This window comes from Cellulomonas sp. P4_H12 (assembly GCF_056400905.1).
The window spans coordinates 1-22427 of sequence record NZ_JBFUKJ010000016.1 but is presented as its reverse complement, the minus strand read 5'-3'; the positions used below and the strand labels follow the sequence as shown (position 1 = coordinate 22427).

20 protein-coding genes are annotated in these 22427 nt (G+C 72.5%); 13 read left to right on the top strand and 7 right to left on the bottom strand.

Annotated features, from left to right (window positions below):
- Positions 1 to 65: 65 nt before the first annotated feature.
- The 6 genes from AC1DQC_RS10565 (at position 66) to AC1DQC_RS10540 (ending at position 5631) form a co-directional block, all read left to right on the top strand.
- The gene (locus AC1DQC_RS10565; RefSeq protein ID WP_477051196.1) at positions 66 to 488 is read left to right on the top strand and encodes a CD225/dispanin family protein; all 423 of its coding nucleotides are present in this window, start codon (positions 66 to 68) and stop codon (positions 486 to 488) included.
- Positions 489 to 770: 282 nt separating this feature from the next.
- Positions 771 to 1265 (top strand): cysteine dioxygenase, encoded by a 495-nt coding sequence (locus tag AC1DQC_RS10560; protein ID WP_477051195.1) that lies wholly within the window; start codon positions 771 to 773, stop codon positions 1263 to 1265.
- Complete coding sequence (locus AC1DQC_RS10555; RefSeq protein ID WP_477051194.1) at positions 1262 to 1699, top strand: rhodanese-like domain-containing protein; 438 nt, start codon at positions 1262 to 1264, stop codon at positions 1697 to 1699. Before AC1DQC_RS10560 ends, AC1DQC_RS10555 begins: the two co-directional genes overlap by 4 nt.
- Before the next feature lie 215 nt (positions 1700 to 1914).
- On the top strand, positions 1915 to 2301 hold the full coding sequence (locus tag AC1DQC_RS10550; RefSeq protein ID WP_477051193.1) for a Rid family detoxifying hydrolase: 387 nt from the start codon (positions 1915 to 1917) through the stop codon (positions 2299 to 2301).
- Positions 2302 to 2609: 308 nt separating this feature from the next.
- A complete protein-coding gene (locus AC1DQC_RS10545) occupies positions 2610 to 3965 on the top strand; it encodes a ricin-type beta-trefoil lectin domain protein (protein WP_477051192.1) in 1356 nt (451 codons plus the stop codon).
- A 73-nt stretch (positions 3966 to 4038) separates the two neighbouring features.
- Positions 4039 to 5631, top strand: a complete 1593-nt coding sequence (locus tag AC1DQC_RS10540) for a beta-1,3-glucanase family protein (RefSeq protein WP_477051191.1) — start codon at positions 4039 to 4041, stop codon at positions 5629 to 5631.
- Between the two features lie 46 nt (positions 5632 to 5677).
- Here AC1DQC_RS10540 and AC1DQC_RS10535 read toward each other — a convergent pair whose 3' ends face one another.
- From AC1DQC_RS10535 to AC1DQC_RS10525, 3 genes are read right to left on the bottom strand one after another with little or no spacing between them, the layout of a single operon-like run.
- The gene (locus AC1DQC_RS10535) at positions 5678 to 7093 is read right to left on the bottom strand and encodes a glycoside hydrolase family 130 protein (RefSeq protein WP_477051190.1); all 1416 of its coding nucleotides are present in this window, start codon (positions 7091 to 7093) and stop codon (positions 5678 to 5680) included.
- Positions 7090 to 8103 carry a glycosyltransferase gene (locus AC1DQC_RS10530; RefSeq protein ID WP_477051189.1) on the bottom strand — a complete coding sequence of 338 codons (1014 nt, stop codon included), beginning with the start codon at positions 8101 to 8103 and terminating at the stop codon, positions 7090 to 7092. The genes AC1DQC_RS10535 and AC1DQC_RS10530 overlap by 4 nt, the downstream gene beginning before the upstream one ends.
- Positions 8103 to 9233 (bottom strand): glycosyltransferase, encoded by a 1131-nt coding sequence (locus AC1DQC_RS10525; RefSeq protein ID WP_477051188.1) that lies wholly within the window; start codon positions 9231 to 9233, stop codon positions 8103 to 8105. Before AC1DQC_RS10525 ends, AC1DQC_RS10530 begins: the two co-directional genes overlap by 1 nt.
- A gap of 214 nt (positions 9234 to 9447) precedes the next feature.
- On the opposite strand from AC1DQC_RS10525, the gene AC1DQC_RS10520 reads away from it, so the two are divergent.
- The 4 genes from AC1DQC_RS10520 to AC1DQC_RS10505 all read left to right on the top strand — a co-directional run bounded on the left by AC1DQC_RS10520 (position 9448) and on the right by AC1DQC_RS10505 (position 13908).
- Positions 9448 to 10452 carry a glycosyltransferase family 4 protein gene (locus AC1DQC_RS10520; protein ID WP_477051187.1) on the top strand — a complete coding sequence of 335 codons (1005 nt, stop codon included), beginning with the start codon at positions 9448 to 9450 and terminating at the stop codon, positions 10450 to 10452.
- Between the two features lie 97 nt (positions 10453 to 10549).
- Positions 10550 to 10837, top strand: coding sequence for a hypothetical protein (locus AC1DQC_RS10515; RefSeq protein WP_477051186.1), 288 nt, complete (start codon positions 10550 to 10552; stop codon positions 10835 to 10837).
- Positions 10838 to 10947: 110 nt separating this feature from the next.
- Entirely contained in the window at positions 10948 to 11931 is a 984-nt protein-coding gene (locus tag AC1DQC_RS10510; RefSeq protein ID WP_477051185.1) for a magnesium transporter CorA family protein, read from the top strand.
- A gap of 114 nt (positions 11932 to 12045) precedes the next feature.
- Positions 12046 to 13908: a bifunctional metallophosphatase/5'-nucleotidase gene (locus AC1DQC_RS10505; protein ID WP_477051184.1), complete on the top strand. Its 1863-nt coding sequence runs from the start codon at positions 12046 to 12048 to the stop codon at positions 13906 to 13908.
- A gap of 46 nt (positions 13909 to 13954) precedes the next feature.
- Here the strand turns inward: AC1DQC_RS10505 and ppdK are convergent, their stop codons facing one another.
- Positions 13955 to 16654 (bottom strand): pyruvate, phosphate dikinase, encoded by a 2700-nt coding sequence (ppdK, locus tag AC1DQC_RS10500; protein WP_477051183.1) that lies wholly within the window; start codon positions 16652 to 16654, stop codon positions 13955 to 13957.
- A 122-nt stretch (positions 16655 to 16776) separates the two neighbouring features.
- Between ppdK and AC1DQC_RS10495 the strand changes: the two genes are divergently transcribed.
- The gene (locus AC1DQC_RS10495; RefSeq protein WP_477051182.1) at positions 16777 to 18285 is read left to right on the top strand and encodes a helix-turn-helix domain-containing protein; all 1509 of its coding nucleotides are present in this window, start codon (positions 16777 to 16779) and stop codon (positions 18283 to 18285) included.
- On the opposite strand, the gene AC1DQC_RS10490 is transcribed toward AC1DQC_RS10495, so the two are convergent.
- On the bottom strand, positions 18282 to 18812 hold the full coding sequence (locus tag AC1DQC_RS10490) for a flavodoxin family protein (RefSeq protein WP_477051181.1): 531 nt from the start codon (positions 18810 to 18812) through the stop codon (positions 18282 to 18284). The genes AC1DQC_RS10495 and AC1DQC_RS10490 overlap by 4 nt on opposite strands.
- A 122-nt stretch (positions 18813 to 18934) precedes the next feature.
- Between AC1DQC_RS10490 and AC1DQC_RS10485 the strand changes: the two genes are divergently transcribed.
- The gene (locus AC1DQC_RS10485) at positions 18935 to 19762 is read left to right on the top strand and encodes an alpha/beta fold hydrolase (RefSeq protein WP_477051180.1); all 828 of its coding nucleotides are present in this window, start codon (positions 18935 to 18937) and stop codon (positions 19760 to 19762) included.
- On the opposite strand, the gene AC1DQC_RS10480 is transcribed toward AC1DQC_RS10485, so the two are convergent.
- Entirely contained in the window at positions 19731 to 20456 is a 726-nt protein-coding gene (locus AC1DQC_RS10480; protein WP_477051179.1) for an esterase/lipase family protein, read from the bottom strand. The genes AC1DQC_RS10485 and AC1DQC_RS10480 overlap by 32 nt on opposite strands.
- 87 nt (positions 20457 to 20543) lie before the next feature.
- Between AC1DQC_RS10480 and AC1DQC_RS10475 the strand changes: the two genes are divergently transcribed.
- Complete coding sequence (locus tag AC1DQC_RS10475) at positions 20544 to 21368, top strand: bestrophin-like domain (RefSeq protein ID WP_477051178.1); 825 nt, start codon at positions 20544 to 20546, stop codon at positions 21366 to 21368.
- On the opposite strand, the gene AC1DQC_RS10470 is transcribed toward AC1DQC_RS10475, so the two are convergent.
- A partial coding sequence (locus AC1DQC_RS10470) for an ATP-dependent helicase C-terminal domain-containing protein (protein WP_477051177.1) occupies positions 21331 to 22427 on the bottom strand: 1097 nt, incomplete at its 5' end. The two genes, AC1DQC_RS10475 and AC1DQC_RS10470, sit on opposite strands and share 38 nt — an antisense overlap.

Here is a 22427-nt window from a genome sequence, read left to right as displayed (position 1 = left end):
CTCTCGTCACCCCGGAGGTCGTCATGTCGGCTCAGTCGAACCCCCCAGGCCCGGATCCCGCACCGGTGCCTGCTCCCCCGCCCCCGGCCACGGCGCAGATCCCACTGCCCACTGCGACGCCGCCGCCGCCGGCCGCACCCGTCGGCTGGGTGATCGCGGCGATGATCCTGTTCTGGCCGACCGGGATCCCCGCCCTGCTCGCGTCCCACCGCGCGGCGCGGGCCGTCGGAGCCGCCGACGCCGGGACGGCGTACCGGGAGTCGACGAGCGCCCGGCGGTGGGGCATCATCAGCGTGATCGTGGGCGCGGCGCTGATCGTCCTGTCTCTCCTGGTGTCGATCGCGTGGGCCGTCCTGGCCGCCGTCGTGGTCCACGAGCACCGCGGCGGCATCGACTGGCAGCAGGGTGGCCCCGGCCCGCGCCACGAGCTCCCCTTCGGCGAGCCCGGCCGTCCCGGCTTGCCCGACCGGTCCGGGTCCGGCAGCTGATCGCGTCCACCATCCGGGACACCGCGCCCAGGCATTGACGGCGCCGGTCACCGGGTGCTTGTTTGTGCCCGCCCTGCACCGCCACCTCTCGGCACCGACGAAGGGAGCCCACGATGACCGCGCCGCGCGCCTCGTCGCCCTCCCGCCGTGCCTGTCTGCACCTCTGTACCGCCTGCTGTCAGACGCACTGACGCACCGCCCGGCCCCGAGCCGGGAGCAGGCCCCTCCGACGCGCCGCCCACGAGCGCCGTCGGTCCGCAGACGCACTCGAGAGGCACCACCATGTCCGTCGACCTGTCCGCCCGCCCCGACACCGTCCTCGGCGTGGCCGAGCTGAGCGCACTGACCCGCTCCCTCGCCGCCAGGCCCGAGCTCTGGCAGCCCCTCGTCCGATACCAGGCGAGCGGCCGCTGGTGGACCCGGCTGGACGCGCCTGCCGGCGTGGACGTGTGGCTGATCTCGTGGCTCCCGTCGCAGGGCACCGAGCTGCACGACCACGGCGCCTCGTCCGCGGCGTTCACCGTCGTGGCCGGCACCCTGACGGAGATCAGGCCCGACGACGGCCGGTTGGTGCCGCAGGAGTTTCGTGCGGGCCGCACGCAGACCGTCGACCCGGGCGACCTGCACGACGTGCTGAACGCCGGCACCGAGCCGGCGGTCAGCATCCACGCCTACTCGTCACCTCTGACGCGGATGACCTACTGGGCGCGGGACGCCGAGGGCACGCTCGTGCCCACCCGCACGGTCGAGACCGACGAGCCGGAGACCGAGGCGTGAGCGCCGTCGCAGGTCGGCGCCGCCGGACGATCGACGACGTGCTGGCCGAGGCCCGTGCGCGCCTGGTGCGCCTGTCGCCGGCGGAGACGTGGGCCGCGTTGCAGCACGGCGCCCTGCTCGTCGACATCCGCCCCGCGGCTCAGCGGGCGGCCGAGGGCGAGGTGCCGCAGGCCGTCGTGATCGAGCGCAACGTCCTCGAGTGGCGCCTCGACCCGGCCAGCGCCCACCGGATCCCGGCGGCGACCGGGTACGACCTGCAGGTCGTCGTGCTGTGCTCCGAGGGCTACACGTCGAGCCTCGCCGCCGCGGCGTTGGCGGACCTCGGCCTGCACCGTGCGACGGACGTCGTGGGGGGCTTCCACGCGTGGTCTGCGGCCGGCCTGCCGGTCAGCTCCGACGCCCGAGAACTGGTGGGCGCCGGGCCGGCGCACTGAGTGCGCCTCGGGACGACGACATCCCGAGGCCCAGGAGCGATGCTCGAACCGGGACCTCGGGATGCGCGCGTCGAGCGTGCCACACCGGCCGTTTCCGCGAGGTTTCGCGAACCGGCCCGTGCGTGACCACCCCGCACGGAGGACGATCGCCGAGGGGTGGCGTCGCCCCGTCGCGTCGCGACTCCCGCCATCCGCAGCCCGGACCAGGGAGAGCCATGACCCACGAGAGCGTGCACACCGACAAGGCCCCTGCGGCGCTCGGGCCGTACAGCCAGGCCATCGTCGCCGGCGGGTTCGTCTTCTGCTCGGGCACCGCCGGCATCGACCCCGTGACCGGGGAGATCCCCGACGGCATCGAGGCCCAGACGGACCTGGCGCTGCGCAATGTCGCGGCGACGCTCGAGGCGGCCGGCTCGTCGATGGCCCAGCTGGTCAAGACGACGATCTTCTACGCCGACGTGGCCGACTTCGCCGCCCTCAACGCCGTGTACGCCCGGCACATGCCGACGCCGCCGCCCGCCCGGTCCGCGCCGGGCAACGTCGACCTGCCCCGCGGCCTGCTGGTGTCCATCGAGGCCATCGCGACGGTCTCGGCGACGTAGACCGTCCGCGCAGGCGCCCCTCGGACCTGCCGGGCGCCGTGTCGACGGCGTCCGCGCCCCCGCGGACACAGATGGGTTGACTCGTGTCACTGGCCGCAATAACGTGTGCCCGGCGGCAGCGCCCGATCACCGCGACCGCCTGAGAAGACAACGACGTCCCTCCACATCCGCTCCCCTGGAGCTCCTGGCGGGAGCGCACCGACGCGCTCCCGACGCACCGACCCTCGACGCCCGCGACCGCTTCGTCGCGCCCGTCGACCGTCGGTGATCCGACGACCGCTCCCGTCACCCCGGAAGAGGTGCATCCCATGACTGACCCCCGCACGCCCTCAGCACGCCGACGCTGGTTGCCGCGCACCGCTCTCGTCGCAGCCGGCCTGGCCGCCGCGGCGCTCAGCGGCATCGGCGGCGCGACCGCAGCCGTCCCGCCGACGCCGTCGGGCTGGACGCAGCAGTTCGCCGACGACTTCAACGGTTCCGCCAACACCGGGCTGAACACGGCGAACTGGCTCTACGACCTGGGGCACGGCTACCCCGGCGGCGCCTCGAACTGGGGCACGGGCGAGATCGAGTCGAACACGAACAGCACCGCGAACGTCTACCAGGACGGAGCCGGTCACCTGGTCATCAAGCCGATCCGCGACGGCGCCGGGAACTGGACCAGCGGGCGCGTCGAGACGCAGCGCACCGACTTCGCCGCACCGGCCGGCGGCAAGCTCCGCTTCGAGGCCTCGCTGCAGCAGCCCAACGTCAGCGGCGCCGCCGCGGCGGGCTACTGGCCCGCGTTCTGGGCCCTGGGAGCGGCAGCCCGCGGCACCGGAGCCTCGGGCTGGCCGGGCATCGGCGAGATCGACCTCATGGAGGACATCAACGGCCGCAGCTCCGAGTTCGCGACGCTGCACTGCGGCGTCTCCCCCGGCGGTCCGTGCAACGAGACGACGGGTCTCGGCAGCGGTGAGCGCGCGTGCCCGGGGTGCCAGACCGGCTTCCACACGTACGCCATGGAGCTCGACCGCAGCGTCTCGCCGGAGCAGATCCGCTGGTACCTCGACGGTGCCAACTTCTTCACGGTGAACGCGAACCAGGTGGACGCCACGACGTGGAACAACGCGACGCACCACGGGTTCTTCATGATCCTCAACGTCGCGATCGGCGGGGGCTTCCCCGACGCGTTCGGCGGTGGACCGACCGGTGCGACGCAGTCCGGCGTGCCCATGCTCGTCGACTACGTCGCCGCCTACACGTCGGGCGGCGGGGGCGGCACCACGCCCCCGCCCGCGACGGGCGGATCGCTGACCAACGCCAACGGTCTGTGCCTCGACAACAACGCCCAGAGCACGGCCAACGGCAACAAGATCCAGATCTGGGGCTGCAACGGCTCGGTCGCGCAGCGGTGGACCTTCGTCCAGGCGGGCACCACGCTGCACGTCCAGGGCAAGTGCCTCGACATCGCGTCCGGCGGCACCGCCAACGGCACCAAGGTCCAGCTCTGGGACTGCAACAACACCGGCGCCCAAGTCTGGATCCCGCAGAACGGCGGGTACTACAACCCGGCGTCCAACAAGTGCCTCGACGACCCCGCGGCGTCGACCACGGCCGGCACCCAGGTCCAGATCTGGGACTGCAACGGCTCCGGCGCCCAGAAGTGGACCCTGCACAGCTGATCCACCGGTGCCGGGGAGTCGTGACCTCCCCGGCACCGTCCCCGTCCGGCACCCCTGACGAAGGAGCACACCCATGAGGACCAGGTTCGCCGCGGCATGCGCCGCGCTCGCGATCGCCCTGACGACGGCGGTCGCCGTCGCAGCCCCAGCACAGGCGGCAGGCCCCGACCGCCTGCCGGTCACCCTCACCAACTCGAGCGGACGCGGCGAGGCCGTCTACGTGTACGTGCTCGGCACCAACCTGAGCACGGGCCGGCTGGGGTACGTCAACGCCGCCGGCACGTTCACCGCGTGGCCGGCGGGCGCCAACCCGCCGTCGCCCGCGCCCGACGTCTCGATCGCCGGTCCCGGCAACGGCGGCAGCACGACGATCCAGGTGCCGCGCGGCATCTCGGGCCGCATCTACTTCGCGCTCGGCGAGAAGCTGAAGTTCTTCCTCACGCCCGACGGGCTGGTCCAGCCGGCGCCGTGGGCGGCCGGCGACGCGAACCGGAACATCCTGTTCGACTGGAGCGAGTTCACGTACAACGACGCCGGGCTGTGGCTCAACAGCTCACAGGTCGACATGTTCGCGGTCCCCCACACCGTGACCGTGACCGACGCGTCGGGGACCAGGCGGTCCGGCGCGCTCGTCGCCAACGGCCGCGACAGCACCATCAACGGCATCGCCGCGCAGGCCGGCTGGGCGAGCACGGTGGTCAAGCGTTCGGACGGCAAGGTCCTGCGTGTCCTCGCGCCCGGCAAGGCGGCCGGCGCCGGCCTGCTCAGCACCACCTACCTGGATCCGTACATCGCCTCGGCGTGGAGCGCGTACTCGAGCAAGACGCTCACGGTCGTCCCCTTCGCCGACCAGCCGAACACCAAGTACTTCGGCCGCACCTCCGGCACGGTGATGACGTTCACCAACGCCTCCGGCGGGCAGGTGGCGTCGTTCAGCCGCCCGAGCAGCGCGGACGTCTGGGGCTGCGACGGAGCACTGCACGCGCCGAACGACCTCGTCGTGGGTCCCCTCGCCCGCACCCTGTGCGCCGCGCTCAACCGCGGCACGCTCGGCACGGTCGACACGCAGCCCAGCACCGACGCGTCCGCGTTCTACCGGAGCAACCCGACCAACCAGTACGCCCGGGTGGTCCACGCCAACATGGCGGACGGCAAGGCGTACGCGTTCGCGTTCGACGACGTCGGCAACTTCGAGTCGCTGGTCAACGCCGGCTCCCCGACCGCCGCCGGCCTGATCATCCAGCCGTTCACCGGGGGTGGCGGCACCACGCCTCCGCCCGCGACGGGTGGCGCGCTGACCAACGCCAACGGTATGTGTCTCGACAACAACGCCCAGAGCACGGCCAACGGCAACAAGGTCCAGATCTGGGGCTGCAACGGCTCCGTGGCCCAGCAGTGGACCTTCGTCCAGTCGGGCACGACCTTGCGGGTCCAGGGCAAGTGCCTCGACATCGCGTCCGGTGGCACGGCCAACGGCACCAAGGTCCAGCTCTGGGACTGCAACAGCACCGGTGCTCAGGTGTGGATCCCGCAGAACGGCGGGTACTACAACCCCGCGTCGAACAAGTGCCTCGACGACCCCGCGGGGTCCACGACGGCCGGCACCCAGGTCCAGATCTGGGACTGCAACGGCTCCGGCGCCCAGAAGTGGACCCTGCAGACCTGACGTGAGGCCGTCCGGCACGGGCTCCAGCCCGTGCCGGACGCGCCGGTCAGCGGGCCGCGGCCAGCAGCGCCAGCAGCTGCGGCACGTCCACCAGTGCGACCCGGACGGTCGCGTCGCTGCACCCGTACGGCAGGACGAGCGTGCTCCCGTGCCGCAGGGCGCCGCAGGAGTAGACGACGTTCGGCACGTAGCCGTCACGCTCGTCCGGCGCCGGTGACAGCAACGGCTCGGACAGGCTGCCGAGCACTCGGCGGGGGTCGTCCAGGTCGAGGAGCATGGCCCCGATCCCGTACTGGCGCATCGGTCCGACGCCGTGCGTCAGGACGAGCCACCCGGCGGGCGTCTCCAGGGGCGACCCGCAGTTGCCGGCCTGGATGATCTCCCAGGGGTGCACCGGCGCCGTCAGCGTCCCCAGGTCGTCCCAGTGCTGCAGGTCGGTGGACGCGGCCAGCGAGTTGTTCTCCCGGTCCCAGCGGGACAGGGCGAGGTACCGACCACCGACCCGGCGAGGGAACAGCGCCATGCCCTTGTTCTTGGCCCCGGGCCCGGTGAGCCGCGTCATCCGGAACGACCGGAAGTCGTCGGTCGCCAGGAGGTGCGGCGCGACCGCCTCCCCGTCGAACGCCGTGTAGGTGCCCAGGTAGCTGCGTCCGCCGGTCGTCGCCTCGACCTCGACCAGACGGAGGTCCTCGATCCCGTTGCGCTCGGCCGGGCTGCCGGGCAGCAGCACCCGCGAGTGCACCGCACTGTCCGCCGGGAAGACGACGCCGTACGTGCAGGCAGCCAGCCACTCGAGCCGCGGGCTGCCCTGGACCGCCTCCGACGGAAAGGTCGCGGGCAAGGAGCGGAGCAGGGCGTCAGCTCCGTCGCGGTCGCCGCCCAGCTCGTCGTTCTGCCGGAGCAGATCCTCGCGCGCGTGCACGGTCTCCAGGCGTCGGGGCACGCTCGTCGTCGCGCCGACGTCGTCGAACGTGAGCTCGCCGACGACGTCGACGACGCCCGTTCTCAGCTCGACGCAGGAGACGTGGCCCTCGCCCACGCCCCGCACGCTCATGACGAACCGGACGCTCCCGGCAGGCAGTCCGCCCTGGTCGGGGTGCGCGACCATCGACGGGTTGAACAGGGCGGCCGACTCGATCGCGTACTCCTGGCTCATGCAGGCTCCGATGAGCCGCCGCCGCTCGAGCGAGACCAGCGTGGAGTCCTGGATGTGCCCTTCCACCAGGGCGAAGCGCGCGTCGAGCATCCCGACCAGGTCGTCGTGCCGGGTGCTGAACGACGTCAGGACGTCGATGAGCGCGGAGTCCACCTCGGCGTCCGTCAGTGCCAGCAGTCGACCGAGCACGGCGGCCCGGCGCGAGACCCCCGCGCCGTGGATCTCCTCGCCGGGCAGGAACGGAGTGCTGACCACCCTCGTCGCGTCCGGGCGCAGCACGTGGCTGGTGCGCCGGACGAGCGTCACGAGACCGCCTGGACGAGCGCGAGCCGGCCCAGCTGCAGCGTCGACAGCGCCGCCAGGGTCGACTCCGCACCCTGGTTCTCGTTCACCCCGTGCGCGTGCAGGCCGTCGTGCCCGCCGCCGGAGACGTCGTCGTAGAGCACCATCCCGGAGTCGTTGTCGCCCAGGAACCACCCGACGCAGGTGTCGAGATAGGCGAGCCAGACCTCCTGCCGCGTCGCGCGGAACGCCCGCCAGCACGCCTCCGCCAGCGCCGCGACCTCGATGGGCTGCTGGTCGAAGCCGGGCCGCTCGTCGCCGACCCGTCGACCGCCCACGGGGGTCATCGAGAGGTGGCCGTCGTGGGTCTCCTGCGCGACCAGCCAGTGCACGAGGTCGAGCCCGGCGCGCAGCGTCCGGCCGTCCCCCAGCGCGGTCCCGATCGCGACGAGCGCCTCGGGCAGCACCGCGTTGGCATAGGTGAGCCGCGCGTCAGGCCAGGGCCACGACGGGTCGGCAGGCCGAGCGAGCAGGTCGCGGGCGTCGGCCAGCAGCCCGAGAGCGGCACGGTTGCCGGGCTGCACCTCGAGCACCTCGGCCGCGCCCAGCGACGCGTAGGCCATGGCGTGCCACCAGGGCGAACGTTGCTGGAGGCTCACCGCCGCGGCGGCCAGGGCGGCCGACCGCACCCGCGCGTCGACGGTGGCTCCGGCGGCCGTGCCCAGCGCCCACAGCGCGCGGCCCCAGTGGTCCTCCGCGGTGGCGCTGTCGGTCCACCTGCCCGCGACGTCGCGACGGTTGTGGAACCGCCCCAGGCCGTCCTGGGCGAAGAGCGTGAACCGGAGGTAGGTCGCCGTGAGGACCTCGACCTGCGGAGTCGGGCGCGGCTCTCGTGCCGTCACGACCAGGCCGCGCGCGACGTCGTCCAGGCAGTAGCCGTGCTCGGGCCGCGGCTCGCTGAGCAGTGCGTGCTCGAAGAGACCGATCGGCGTGCTGAGGTGCGCGAGGTGGTCGAAGACCGGTGTCGGGTACATCAGGCGGCCGACAGCGTGCGGGCGTGCAGCAGTCCCGCGCCCAGCTCCACGTACTGCCGGGCGACCGCCGTCCACAGCAGGCTGGGCGCCACTGCGCGGGAGGCGGCGGCCATCGACGCGGCGAGACCGGGCTCGGTGAGCACGCGCCGCAGCGCGTCGCGAATCGCCGCCGGGTCCCGGCGCGGCACGAGGATCCCCGCGCCGCCCGAGAGCAGCTCGACCGCGTGCGGGAACGCGGTGGACACCACCGGCCTGCCCGCGACCACTGCCTCGGTCAGGACGCCGGACGTCACCTGGTCCGGGGAGTCGTACGGGAGGAGCACCACGTCCGCCGCGCGCACGATGCGCTGCAGCGTCGGGACGTCGAGATATCGCGCGTCGAACTGCACCATGCTCGCGAGGTCGAGCCGGTCGACCAGCCGCTCGAGCCGGCGGCGGTACGCCTCGCCGTCCCTCTCGAGGACCTTCGGGTGCGTCTCGCCGACGACCCGGTAGGTCGGCCGGGGACGCAGGTCGCCGAGCCCGGCCAGCGCCTCCAGCGCCCACTCGATGCCTTTGCCCTCGCCCAGGAGACCCCAGGTCAGGATGGTCGGCGAGGTCCGTGCCGCTCTGACCGTCTCGGTCTGCCCCCCGTCGTCCCGCGCGCCGTGCGCGATGACGACGACGGACGCGGGGTCGACGCCCCAGCCCGTGACGAGCCGTTGGCGGCCCGCAGCCGTCATCGTCACGGTCACGGTCGACGCGGCCACCACCCGGGCGAGCACCTCGTGCTGGTGGGGCGTCGGGTGCTCCAGGACGGTGTGCAGCACGGTGACGACGGGGACGTGCACGCGCGCAAGGACGTCGAGGACGTCGGCGCCGTCGGCGCCGCCGAAGATGCCGTACTCGTGCTGGACCAGGGCGACGTCGCACGCGTTGAGCGCCGCCGCGGCCGCGCGCGCCTCGCCAGGCGCGCCGGTCACCAGCTGGTGGGACACGAGGGGCATCGGAGGCTGCAGGCGGTCGACGACGCGGACCACCGAGACGTCGGCCCCGGCATCGACCAGGTGCGTGGCGAGCGCCGCCGAGAACGTGGCGAGGCCGCACTGCGTGGGAGGAAAGGTGCTGAGGACGCCGAATCTGATGGCCATGGAGGCCCTTCGCGCTGGTGATGCTTCGCAGCGGAGTGCGCTACCGACCTCGAGCGGGGCCTGATCGACATCCCCGGGCGTCCTGGGCCCGCCGGTGATGTCTCGGCCGGGCCTGGCGCCGCGTGGTTAGGCTACCAGTCGCGGTCGGTGCCTCCGGGTGCCGGTCGACCGGCACAGCCCGCCCCAGCCGTGGAGGCACCCCGTCAGGATCGCCGTGCTCGCCTCGATCGCCCATCGCACGCCACCACGCTCGTACGGGCCGTGGGAGCAGGTGGCCTCGACCCTGACCGAAGGCCTCGTCGCCCGTGGGCACGACGTCACCCTCTTCGCCACGGCGGACTCGAGCACCCAGGCCCACCTGCACGCCGAGGCACCCACGGGGTACGAGGAAGACCCGACGATCGACGTCAAGGTGTGCGAGTCGCTGCACATCGCGGCGGTCTTCGAGCGGGCCGCACAGTTCGACGTGATCTCCAACCAGTTCGACTTCCTCCCGCTGACCTACAGCCGGCTCGTCGCGACGCCCGTGGTCACGACCGTGCACGGCTTCTCGTCGGAGCGGATCGTGCGCGTCTACCGTGCCTACGACGACGTCGCGCACTACGTGTCGATCAGCGACTCGGACCGTCACCCCGACCTCTCCTACGCGGCGACGATCCACCACGGACTCGATCTGGCGCAGTTCTCCCCCGGCAGCGGCGACGGCGGGTACCTGGTGTTCCTCGGCCGGATCCACCCCGACAAGGGCACCCACCTCGCGGTCGACGTCGCCCGACGAGCCGGGATGCCGCTCGTCATCGCCGGTGTGGTGCACGACGAGCCGTACTTCCGCTCGCTGGTCGAGCCGTACGTCGACGGGCAACGCGTGCGGTTCGTCGGGTCGGTCGGACCGGACCAGCGCGACCGTCTGCTGGGCGGGGCGGCGGCCCTGCTCCACCTCATCGACTTCGAGGAGCCGTTCGGCCTGTCCGTCGTCGAGGCGCTCGCGGCGGGCACACCCGTCGTCGCCACCCCGCGGGGGTCGATGCCGGAGCTGGTCCGCGACGGACTCACCGGGTTCCTCGTACGCGACGCCGACGAGGCCGTCGCCGCGATCGGGCGGCTGTCGACGATCGACCGGGACGCCTGCCGGCGGGACGCCACGTCTCGCTTCAGCGCGGACCGCATGGTCGACGAGTACGAGCGTCTCTTCGCGCGGGTGGTGGCAGCCGCTCGGTGAGGTCGACAACAGGCGGGCGCGACCCTGGAGTCGCACACTGGGTGTGGCGCCAACCCGGCGTCGCGTCAGCTGGCACGGCAGGACGAAGGAACATCTGATGACTGTGGGAGACGAGACGACCAACGCGGCGGGCACCACCGCCCGCGAGACCACCGAGGCCGAGAAGATCAGGGCCGACGGGCTCCCCGCCACCCCCGATGCACCGGACCTGACGACCGAGGCCGACAAGATCGAGGCGGACGGGCTGCAGGGCCCGGGCGCCACCGAGAGGGAGCGGACCACCGAGGCCGACAAGATCGAGTCCGACGGGCTGCGCGGCCCGGGCACCGGCCACGCTGTGCACACCACCGAGGCCGAGGAGATCGAGTCCGACAGGCTCCGCTGACACCGGCTCGCCCCGCACGAGGAGGCCGCACCGGGCGACCCGGCGGCCCCTCGCTCGGTCGCTCGCGGCCGGCGCTCGCAGATCCCGCGCGGCTCGCACCGGAGGCCCCTGTGGACATCCACCTGATCACCGACGACGGGGTCCGCGAGGGGACCGTCGACGAGCTGCCCGAGCTGCTCACCGGGCGGCACGGCATCGTCTGGGTCGACATCCCCGAGTGGTCGCCCGAGGCCGCCGAGATGCTGTCGACCGTGTTCGGGCTGCACCCCCTGGCGGTGCACGACTGCGAGGTGCGCAACCGGCTGCCCAAGCTGCACGCCTATCCGCACGCGCTGTTCCTCGTCCTGCACGCCCCCGAGCGCGGCGTCGGAGGTCACGTCCACCACGTCGAGCTGGACCGCGTGATCGGTCCGCGCTACCTCGTCACCGTGCACGGGCCGGTCAACCCCGCGGTCGCCCCCGACGTGCCCCTGCGGGACACGCGCGAGGTGCTCGAGCGGATCCGGTCCGGCCGGCTCAGGCCCCGGACGTCCTTCGACGTCTCGCACGCGATCGTGTCGGCGCTCACGCGGCGGATGGAGAAGTTCGTCGAGGAGCTCACGGCGGACGTCTGGGAGCTGGAGCGGCGCGTCACCGACGGCGCGTACGACGACCCGGAGAAGTTCCTCGACCAGATGTTCCGGACGCGGCACGGCCTCCTGGCGGTGAAGACCATCGCGGCGCAGACCGCCGAGATCTACCGGCGCCTGGTGGGACTGCCCCGTGCCGTCCCCGAGGAGAGCCGGCACCTGGTCGCCGACCTGGTCGACCAGTTCGACCGCATCGCGGGCCTGGCCGGTGAGGAGAGGGACTACCTGCAGGGCGTGATCGAGTTCTACCGGACCCGCACGGAGACGAAGATGACCATCGCGGCCGAGCGGCTCGCGGTGATCGCCGTCGTGACGCTGCCCATCACGGCCCTCGCGTCGGTGCTCGGCATGAACATGATCGTGAACAGCCACACCGTCCCCGTCCCGCTGAGCATCGCGCTCGCCGTCATGGTGGCGATGTCCGGCGGCCTCCTGTGGTGGGCGAAGCGCCAGGGCTGGTGGTGAGCAGGAGTCAACGCGCCCGTCACCCGATAGAGGTGTGCATGTCACCCGACCGGGCTACCGTGCCCGGGTGCACCGCAACCCGGTGCACAACCGACAGCACGGGAGGACTCCGGCATGGGTAACAACGTCCTGCAGCGAGGCAGGGTCAGGCACGGTCTGAGAGCGGGTGCGGTCGCAGCCGCCACGGTGCTGGCCGTCGGCCTCGCCTCACCCGCGATGGCCGGCGACGGACACGGGAACGGGCACGGGAACGGGGGGTCGAACGACTTCCAGCTCACCGTGATGGGCACCACCGACCTGCACGGCAACGCCCTGAACTGGGACTACTTCAAGAACGCGGAGTACGACGACAGCGCCCACAACGACGTGGGGCTGGCCAAGGTGTCGACGCTGGTCAACCAGGTCCGCGCCGACCGCGGGGACCGCAACACGCTCCTCATCGACGCCGGAGACACGATCCAGGGCACCTCGTTGGCGTACTACTTCGCCAAGATCCAGCCGATCTCGAAGAGCGTCGAGCACCCGATGGCGGCCGCGATGAACGCGATCGGCTACGACGCCGCCGCCGTCGGCAACCACGAGTTCAACTACGGCATCCCGTACCTGCGCACGTTCGAGAAGCAGCTCGACTTCCCGCTGCTCGCCGCCAACGCGCTCGATGACGGCACCGGCCGGCCGGCGTTCAAGCCGTACGTCATCAAGACCGTCAAGCCGGCGCACGGCAAGCCGATCCAGGTGGGCATCCTGGGCCTGACCAACCCCGGCATCGCCATCTGGGACAAGGCCAACGTCGAGGGCAAGATGCACTTCGACGGGCTGGTCGAGCAGGCCAAGAAGTACGTCCCCGAGATGAAGCGCAAGGGCGCCGACGTCGTCATCGTCGCCGCGCACTCCGGCGCCGACACGTCCTCGTCGTACGGCGACACGCTGCCGTTCCCCGAGAACGCCTCGACGCTCGTGGCCCAGCAGGTGCCGGACATCGACGCGATCCTCGTCGGGCACGCGCACCAGGAGATCGCCTCGCGCACCGTCACCAACGCGGTCACGGGCAAGCCCGTGGTCCTCTCCGAGCCGCTGAAGTGGGGTGAGCGGCTGTCCGTGTTCGACATCGACCTGTCGTTCGCGCGCGGTCACTGGTCCGTGCAGTCGGTGGGCGCCCAGGTGCTCAACTCGAACACCGTGCCCGAGGACCCGAAGATCGTCGGCCTGCTGCAGGCGGACCACCAGAAGGTGGTCGACTACGTGAACGGCGTCATCGGCACGGCCACCGAGGCCATGTCGGCCGCGACGGCCCGCTACGAGGACACGGCCGCGCTCGACTTCATCAACTACGTGCAGGCCGGGGCGGTCAAGGCCGAGCTCACGGGCGCGGACGCCGACCTGCCGGTGCTGTCGATCGCGGCACCGTTCAACAAGGACGCGGCCATCCCGCAGGGCGACGTCTCCGTGCGGGACATCGCCGGGCTGTACATCTACGACAACACGCTCCTGGGCATCAAGCTCACGGGCGCGCAGGTGAAGGCGTACCTGGAGAAGTCGGCGGAGTACTTCAAGGCCGCCCCGACACCGGGCACGTACGCCTCCGCCGACCTGACCAACGCCGTCACGCCGACGGCGCCCACCGGGACGCCCGACTACAACTACGACGTCATGGGTGGTCTCGACCAGCCGCTGACCTATGACATCGACCTGGCGCAGCCCGTGGGCAGCCGGATCACCGGTCTCGCCTACGGCGGCGTCCCGGTGACCGACACCCAGGAGTTCGTCGTCGCGATCAACAACTATCGGCAGTCGGGCGGTGGCAACTTCCCGGGCGTGGTCGGCGCCCCGGTCGTCTACAACCGTCAGGTGGAGATCCGGCAGCTGCTCATCGACTGGGTGACCGCCCACCAGGTGGTGGACCCGGCGGTGTTCTCGTCGACCAACCCCGACTGGCAGCTGACGTCCGGCGGCACGCCGCTGACCGTCACGCCGTAGCACCGCGGCGCGGGCGCCGGGGACTTCCCCGGCGCCCGCGTCGTGCTCAGGCCGAGGCCCGGTTCGTGGACACCGCAGCGCGCCCCGCCTCCAGCCGGGCGATCGGGACGCGGAACGGGGAGCACGACACGTAGTCCAGCCCGACGTCGTGGAAGAAGTGGATCGACTCGGGGTCTCCGCCGTGCTCACCGCAGACGCCCATGTGCAGGCCCGGCTTCGTCGCCCGGCCGCCCTCGACCCCGGCCCGGACCAGAGCGCCGACGCCGTCGGCGTCGAGCGTCTCGAACGGGGAGATCGTCAGGACCCCGTTCTGCAGGTAGTCGGCGAAGAACGCGCGCTCGACGTCGTCGCGCGAGAAGCCCCAGGTGGTCTGCGTGAGGTCGTTGGTGCCGAACGAGAAGAAGTCGGCCTCCTCCGCGATGCGGTGCGCCGTCAGGGCCGCCCGAGGAAGCTCGATCATGCAGCCGATGGGGATGTCGAGGGGCACGCCGGACGCTGCGCTCACCTCGGCCAGCACCCGCACCGCCTCGTCGCGCACCAGCTGCAGCTCCCGGACCGAGCCGACCAGCGGCACCATGATCTCCGGCCGCGGGTCGCGGCCCGCCTGACGCAGCTGGACGGTGGCCTCGGCGATCGCCCGGACCTGGAGCGCGAAGAGGCCCGGGAGGGTCAGGCCCAGACGGACCCCGCGGAGGCCGAGCATCGGGTTCTGCTCGTGCATCCGCTCCACGGCCGCGAGCAGCGCGACGTCTTGCGGGTCGGGCTCGGGGGCGACCGCCACCCGGACGGCGAGCTCCGTGCGGTCGGGCAGGAACTCGTGCAGCGGCGGGTCGATGAGCCGGATGGTCGTCGGCAGGCCGTCCATCGCCTCCAGCAGCCCGACGAAGTCGTCGCGCTGCACGGGCAGCAACGCGTCGAGCGCCGTGCGCCGGGCGTCGTCGGAGTCCGCGAGCACGAGGCGCTCGATGTACTGCCGACGCTCGCCGAGGAACTGGTGCTCGGTGCGGCACAGCCCGACCCCCTCGGCGCCGCGGTCGCGCGCGCGGCGCGCGTCGAGCGCGGTGTCGGCATTGGTCCGCACCTGCATCCGGCGGACGGAGTCGGCGTGCCGCAGCACGCGGTCGACCGCAGCCACCAGGGCCTTGGCCTCCGGGTCCGCCGCGGCGGCGAGCCCGGCCTCGAGCCCCTCGGACACGTAGACCATGACCGGCGAGTCCACGACGGGAACCGCGCCGCGGAACACTTCGCCGGTGGATCCGTCGATCGCCAGGATGTCGCCGGCGTGCAGCACCCGGTCCCCGAAGCGGACCTCGGACCCGTCGACCTCCATGCCCTCCGCACCGACGACGGCGCACGTGCCCATGCCGCGGGCCACGACCGCGGCGTGCGACGTCTTCCCACCGCGCGCGGTCAGCACGCCGTCGGCGACGATCATGCCCTGCAGGTCGTCCGGGTTGGTCTCGCGCCGGACCAGGATCACGTGTGCCCCGGCCGCGGTCCGCTCGAGCGCCTGCGCGTTGTCCAGCACGATCTCGCCCACGGCGGCGCCCGGCGACGCCGGCATGGCACGGGTCAGCAGCTGCTGGGCCGTGCCCGCGTCGCTCGTGTCGAACTGCGGGAACAGCAGCTGGCTGAGCTTGTCCCCCGTGCACCGGGTGATCGCCTCGTCCATCGTGATCAGGCTCTCGTCGACCAGCTCCGTCGCGATCCGGAACGCCGCGGCGGCGGTGCGCTTGCCCACCCGGGTCTGGAGCAGCCAGAGCTTGCCGCGCTCGATGGTGAACTCGATGTCGCACAGGTCGCGATAGTGGGTCTCGAGCCGCCGCATCGCCTGCCGGAGGGCGTCGTACGACGCGGGGTCCAGCAGCTCCAGCTCCGCCAGCGGCAGGGTGTTGCGGATCCCGGCCACGACGTCCTCGCCCTGCGCGTTCGGGAGGTAGTCGCCGTACACCCCGGACTCCCCCGTCGACGGGTCGCGCGTGAAGCACACGCCTGTGCCCGAGGTCTCGCCCAGGTTGCCGAACACCATGCTCACCACGTTGACCGCGGTGCCGAGGTCGTGCGGGATCCGCTCGCGACGCCGGTACAGCCGCGCGCGGTCGGTGTTCCACGAGTCGAGGACGGCCTCGATGGCCATGTCGAGCTGCTCGCGGGGGTGCTGGGGGAACTCGCGGCCGGTCTGCTCGACGACGATGTCCTTGAACGTCTGCACGAGCACCCGCAGGTCCTGGGCGGACAGGTCGACGTCGCTCGCCGCGCCGACGGCGGTCTTGCGCTCGTCCAGCGCCGAGGCGAACAGCTCGCCGTCGACCCCCAGCACGGTCTTGGCGAACATCTGGACGAGCCGCCGGTAGGAGTCCCACGCGAAGCGCTCGTCGCCCGAGAACTCGGTCAACCCCTTCACGGACGCGTCGTTGAGCCCGATGTTGAGCACCGTCTCCATCATCCCGGGCATCGAGAACTTGGCACCGGACCGCACGGAGACGAGCAGCGGCTCGTGGAAGTCGCCGAGGCGCCTGCCGATCGCGTCCTCGATCTCGCGGACGGCGAGCGTCACCTCGACCCGCAGCTCCGGCGGCACGTGGCCGTCGCGCATGTAGGCGCGGCACGCCTCGGTCGTGATGGTGAAGCCCGGCGGGACGGGCAGGTCGAGGTTGGTCATCTCCGCGAGGTTGGCGCCCTTGCCGCCCAGCAGGTCCTTCTGGTCCTTGTCACCGTCGCGGAACCGGGAGACGTAGCGGGCCATGGAGCACTCCTGTCGTCTGGTCGCGAGGATTTCCCGCTTCCTTCAGGATCCGGCGAGGCCCGCGGAGGATTCAACGACGGGCAGCGCGCAACATCGGCTGTTCTTGCTCTACCGTCAACGACATGACGATGAGCTCCTCCCGACCCGTCATCGACCTGCCCGCCGACCCGCGGTCGACCTCGCCGTCGGGCGGCGAGCTGCTCATGCTGGGTCGCCGCATCCGGCATGCGCGCACCGAGCGCGGGCTGACGCTCGACGAGCTCGGCCGCCAGGTGGGCAGCACGGCGAGCCAGCTCTCCCTCGTCGAGAACGGCCGACGAGAACCCCGCCTGAGCCTGCTGCAGGCGCTCGCGGCCGCGCTGGGCACCACGACCACGGACCTGCTCGACGCCACCCCGCCGTCCCGCCGCGCCGCCCTCGAGATCGAGCTCGACCAGGCGCAGGGATCCGGCGCCTACGCCGCGCTCGGGCTGCCGACCGTCCGGCCCGCCAAGAACCTACCGACCGAGGCGCTCGAGGCGCTCGTCGGGCTGCACCGCGAGCTCGCCCGTCGGGACGACGCCGCCATCGCGACCCCCGAGGAGGCGCGGCGCGCGACGACGGCGCTGCGGCTGTGGATGCGGGAGCGCAACAACCACCTGCCCGAGATCGAGGAGGCCGCCGAGGACCTGGTCCGGCGCGCCGGCTACACCACGGGCGCCCTGACGCACAGCGCGGTCGCGCAGATGGCGGCGGACCTCGGCTTCTCGCTCCTGCACGTCGACGACCTGCCGCACTCCACGCGCACCGTCACCGACCTGGCGAACGGCCGCATCTACCTGCCGCCCGCGTCGATCCCGGGCGGCCACGGTCTGCGGTCGCTCGCGCTCCAGGCGATCGCCCACCGGGTCCTCGCCCACTCCACGCCCCGCAGCTACGCCGACTTCCTGCGCCAGCGCGTCGAGATCACCTACTTCGCCGCCGCCTGCCTCATGCCCCGCACCGCGGCGGTGGCGCACCTCAGCGCGGCCAAGCGGCGCAAGGAGCTCGCCGTCGAGGACTTCCGCGACGCGTTCGGCGTCACGCACGAGGCGGCCGCCCAACGGCTGACCAACCTGCTCACCGAGCACCTGGACATCCGCCTGCACTTCCTGCGCGTCGGCGACGACGGCACCCTGTTCAAGGGCTACGAGAACGACGCAGTGCGGTTCCCCACGGACGGCACGGGTGCGATCGAGGGTCAGGTCGTGTGCCGGGAGTGGGCGGCCCGGTCGGCGTTCACCCGGCGGAACCGCGCGACCGAGTATTACCAGTACACCGACACCGCCGAGGGCACCTTCTGGTGCACCACCCAGACGGGGTCGACGTCGGCGGGTGGGTTCTCGATCACGGTCGGCGTGCCGTTCACCGCCGCGAAGTGGTTCCGTGGCCGGGACACGTCGACGCGACGCCAGTCGCGCTGCCCCGACCCCTCGTGCTGCCGCCAGGCCGACCCGGCGCTCGCCGCGCGGTGGGCGCCCCACGCCTGGCCGAGCGCCGCGGTGCACGCGCACGTGCTGTCCCCCCTGCCGACCGGCGCGTTCCCGGGCGTCGAGGACGCCGAGGTCTACGCGTTCCTCGAGCGGCACGACGGCGGCACGGCGACCGCCTAGCCCGTCGAGGAACGCACGCCCGGCAGCAGCCCGGCGAGGCCCACGCCCCAGGACCGGGCCCGCTCGAGCTCACCGTCGCGCAGCGGGCCGGCCGTGCCCAGCACCCAGAAGCTCTCCGCCTCGGCTGTCACGACGAAGCCGGCGTGCCACAGCACCCGCCAGGCACCGACGGCGGCCGACCCGGGGATGTGCGGGCTGTGGATCCGGGTGTCGAAGGTCGCGCCCTGCACGGAGCGCTCGAGCGGGTCCAGGGAGTCCAACCACTCGCGCACGCCGATGGTCGGGACCGCCGACGAGGCGCCCGCCTGCACCTGGGCGTCCGCGCGGGTGGCGGGGCGGCTCATGCCGAACACGTGGGTGGGCGCGCCCACCACCAGGAGCTCGAGCTCGGGCGGCAGGCGTCGAGGAGCCGCACCCACCTCGAGCAGGCTCACGTCGGGCAGCCGGGAGAACATCCCCTCCCAGACCGCCTGCGCCACGCGCGCCGTGTTCCCGAACGACGACTCGTACACGATCAGAGCGCGCATCGTCGCCACCTCCTCGTCCCTCGTCGTGCCTCCAGGCTGTGCCCGTGGCGCGCGGCGTCCTAGGGCCGAAAGGCCCAGTTCTCCGCCTCGACCAGCAGGGGGCGTTCTGACACGATCGCTCCATGATCAGCACCGACGCCGGATGGACCGAGGGCACCCTCGAGGTCGACGGCCACGACGTCTTCTACCGGCGCAGCGCCGACGTGCCCGGCCACCTTCCCATCGTGCACGTGCACGGCTTCGCCATCTCCGGGTCCTACCTGATGCCGACCGCCCGCCTGCTCGCCGGACGCGCCACCAACGTGGTCCCCGACCTCCCGGGTTACGGCAAGAGCGAGAAGTGGGGCTACACGCTGGGCATCCCCGCGCTGGCGCTCGCCCTGCTGAAGATGCTCGACAGCTTCGAGCTGGAGCAGGTGGTGCTGGTGGGGAACTCGATGGGCTGCCCCGTCAGCCTCGAGGTGGCGCACGCCGCCCCCGACCGGGTGGACCGCATCGTCCTCGTGTCGCCCGCGGGCGGCGTGCACAACCAGGGGCTCGGCCGGGCGATCCGGCAGCTCGCGCGCGACGGCGCGCGCGAGAGCCCGCGGATGGCCCGGGTCGCGGTCCCGGACTACCTGAAGTTCGGGCCGGTCAACACGTTCAACATGTTCGCCGAGCTCACCCGGTTCCCCTCGCTGGAACGCCTGCTCAAGTCGCCGGTCCCCACGCTGGCCGTCATCGGCAGCAAGGACCCGCTCATGCCCCCACCGGCCCGGGTGCGCGAGGTCAGCCGCCTCGCCGGACCCCAGACCACCGTGGCGCTCATCGAGGGCGCCGCGCACGCGATCAACTTCAGCCACCCCGGCGAGCTGTCGCACGTGATCTCGTCGTGGCTCGACGGCGTAGAGATCGTCGACGACCCCGACTCGCCCGGGTTCACGCGGGTGCTGCAGCTGCCCCGGGGCTGAGCAGCCGCTCCAGCAAGAGAGCGTGCAGCTCCGGGTCGGCCAGCGGGCGGAAGTGACCGGGCGTGGTCAGCACCACGTCCTGGGCGCCGTCCAGGGCGCTGCCCGCCGGGATGTGTGGGTCCCAGTCGCTGTAGACGGACGTGATCCGGGCGTTCACCTCGCGCTCGGCGGCGAGGGCGACGATCGTCGCGTCGGTCGGGATGAAGGCACGCACGGACGGCACCAGGAACCAGCGCGCATAGCTGGACCCGGCGAACGGTGTGTTGACCGCGATCATCGAGTCGATCCGCCCGTCCGGGTCCTCGCGCAGCATGGCCAGCTTGCCGATGAGCCCGCCCTTGCTGTGCGCGACGAGCACCACGTCCCGCAGGTCGCGCGCGTCGACGTACTGGCCGAGCACCTCGGCGGCGTGCTGCACGGGGCGACGGTTGTTGCCCAGGTCGGGGAGCACGTGCACGCGCAGGCCGTTGTCGTGCAGGAACCGGGCCAGGGGCAGCAGGAAGTGCCACGACTCGTACACGCCAGGCAGCAGCACGACCGGCGGCCCGACCGGATGCTCGGGGTGGCGCAGCGCCTCCGGGTCGACCCGCGAGAAGACACCCTCGGCCTGCCAGCGCAGCACCGCGGCGTAGTCGCGGGCGCGCCACCACGTCTGGCGAAGCAGGCGGCCGGGCAAGGGCGACGCGTCGGGCATGCGGTCATCGTCGCGCACGACCGCTCGCTCGTGTCCGGTTTGGCCCTATGTTGAGCCTGTGCAGCAGAGCGACTCTCCCGGCGTCACGTGAACATCGTCGTCGGCGCACTCATCACGATCGGTGTCACGGCGCTCACCATCACGGCGATGCTCGTCGTCCGGCGCCGCGCTCCGCAGGGCAGCTGGTTCCAGGACGGCGACCGCGCGTCGGGGGTCTTCGGCGTGCTGGCCACGGGTTTCTCCGTGCTCCTCGGTTTCATCATCTTCCTGGCGTTCCAGTCCTACGACCAGTCACGCTCGGGCGCCGAGACCGAGGCCGTCATCGTCGCCCAGCAGGTGCAGACGGCCCAGTACCTGCCGGCCGACGTCCGGGACCAGCTCACCGGTGAGCTGGTCTGCTACGCCCGCGCCGTCGTGGGTGTCGAGTGGCCGCAGATGCAGGCCGGCACCCTGGGCGACTCGTTCAACCCGTGGGCGGCGGACCTCTTCCGCTCGATCCGCTCGGTCGAGCCCCAGACCGACGTCGAGCAGTCCGCCTACGACCGGTGGATGGACCAGACCGCCAATCGCGAGCAGGCCCGGGTCGATCGGGTGCACGGCGCGGAAGGACTCATCCCGCTCCCGTTGTGGCTGGTCCTCTACGTGATCTCCGCGGTGATCTTCGTGTACGTGCTCTTCTTCGCCGACAGCGACGAGGGTCCGGTCACGCAGGGCGTCCTCATGGGCAGCGTCACCATCGTCATCACGCTCCTGCTGCTGCTGCTGTCCTTCTTCGACCACCCGCACGGCGACCAGGTGGGCAAGGTGCAGCCGGTGGCGATGGAACGGACGTTGCGACTGATCGACGCGGAGATGGCCGAGCTGGACCTGCACATCACGGTGCCGTGCGACGCCGAGGGCCGGGCCGGCTGACGCCCCGCACCGGCGCCGCATCGAGCGGGTCGTCGGGCCACGCGTGCTTCGGGTACCGCCCGCGGAGCTCCGCGCGGACCTGCGGGTAGCCCGTGCGCCAGAACGACTCGAGGTCCGCGGTGACGGCGGCGGGCCGCCCCGCCGGCGAGAGCAGGTGCAGCAGCACCGGCACCCGCCCGTCGGCCAGGCGGGGCGTCGCCCGCCACCCGAACGTCTCCTGCAGCCGGACCGCCAGGACGGGCTGCTCGCCGGTGTAGTCGAGGCGCACGGTGGAGCCGCTGGGCACCGGGAGCCGCTCGGGCGCGAGCTCGTCGAGCCGCGCGGCCTCCGGCCACGGCAACAGCCGGCGCAGCGACTGGTGCACGTCGATGCGCGCGAGGTCCTGCGGTCCCCGGACGCGGGAGAGGTCCAGCCACGCGTCCTGGTCGGCCAGGAGCGCCGCGTCGGACACGTCGGGCCACGGCGCGCCGAGTGCGCGGTGCAGGAAGTCGAGGCGTCGGCGCAACCCGGTCGCGGCCTCGGACCAGCGGAGCGTGGACAGCCCGTCGCGGGCGAGGCCCTCCCGCACCGCCGCGAGGACGAGCGCGCGAGGCGGGTCCGCCAGCGGTGCGGACGTGAGCTCGATCGCGCCCAGCCGGCGCACGCGCCGGGCGACCACCGCACCCTGCACCCACGCGACCGTCTCCTCGTCGCGCACCAGCGCGGGTGCGGCCTCCATGGCCAGGTCGAGGTCGAGCGGGGCGGCGGACCGGATGGTCGCGTCGCGCCGGCCGACGCCCCAGTCGGCGTCGGCCACCGCGAGCCACGGGAGACCGACGAGGGCCGAGCCCGCCGGCAGCGCCGCGCCCGTGCCGGACGTCATGAGGTAGGTCGAGCCGCCCGGTCGCAGCCGCGCGATGCGGTCGGGGTGCGCGAGCGCCACGACGAGCCCGACGGCGAGGTCGTCGCCGAGGTCCTCGACCGGCCCTCCGGGCGGCGCCGACGACACGAGCCGGCCCACCTGCGCGCGCCAGGCCGACGCCTGCGGTCCGCCGCGCCGCGCGGACCGCAGGGCCGCGA

What these genes read in the sequence shown, in the direction of transcription:
- AC1DQC_RS10530 (WP_477051189.1), bottom strand. Translation starts at nt 8,103, where the DNA reads ATGTACCCGACACCGGTCTTCGACCACCTCGCGCACCTCAGCACGCCG.
- AC1DQC_RS10495 (WP_477051182.1), top strand. Translation starts at nt 16,777, where the DNA reads ATGACGATGAGCTCCTCCCGACCCGTCATCGACCTGCCCGCCGACCCG.
- AC1DQC_RS10540 (WP_477051191.1), top strand. Translation starts at nt 4,039, where the DNA reads ATGAGGACCAGGTTCGCCGCGGCATGCGCCGCGCTCGCGATCGCCCTG.
- AC1DQC_RS10550 (WP_477051193.1), top strand. Translation starts at nt 1,915, where the DNA reads ATGACCCACGAGAGCGTGCACACCGACAAGGCCCCTGCGGCGCTCGGG.
- AC1DQC_RS10545 (WP_477051192.1), top strand. Translation starts at nt 2,610, where the DNA reads ATGACTGACCCCCGCACGCCCTCAGCACGCCGACGCTGGTTGCCGCGC.
- AC1DQC_RS10515 (WP_477051186.1), top strand. Translation starts at nt 10,550, where the DNA reads ATGACTGTGGGAGACGAGACGACCAACGCGGCGGGCACCACCGCCCGC.
- AC1DQC_RS10505 (WP_477051184.1), top strand. Translation starts at nt 12,046, where the DNA reads ATGGGTAACAACGTCCTGCAGCGAGGCAGGGTCAGGCACGGTCTGAGA.
- AC1DQC_RS10485 (WP_477051180.1), top strand. Translation starts at nt 18,935, where the DNA reads ATGATCAGCACCGACGCCGGATGGACCGAGGGCACCCTCGAGGTCGAC.
- ppdK (WP_477051183.1), bottom strand. Translation starts at nt 16,654, where the DNA reads ATGGCCCGCTACGTCTCCCGGTTCCGCGACGGTGACAAGGACCAGAAG.
- AC1DQC_RS10480 (WP_477051179.1), bottom strand. Translation starts at nt 20,456, where the DNA reads ATGCCCGACGCGTCGCCCTTGCCCGGCCGCCTGCTTCGCCAGACGTGG.
- AC1DQC_RS10525 (WP_477051188.1), bottom strand. Translation starts at nt 9,233, where the DNA reads ATGGCCATCAGATTCGGCGTCCTCAGCACCTTTCCTCCCACGCAGTGC.
- AC1DQC_RS10490 (WP_477051181.1), bottom strand. Translation starts at nt 18,812, where the DNA reads ATGCGCGCTCTGATCGTGTACGAGTCGTCGTTCGGGAACACGGCGCGC.
- AC1DQC_RS10560 (WP_477051195.1), top strand. Translation starts at nt 771, where the DNA reads ATGTCCGTCGACCTGTCCGCCCGCCCCGACACCGTCCTCGGCGTGGCC.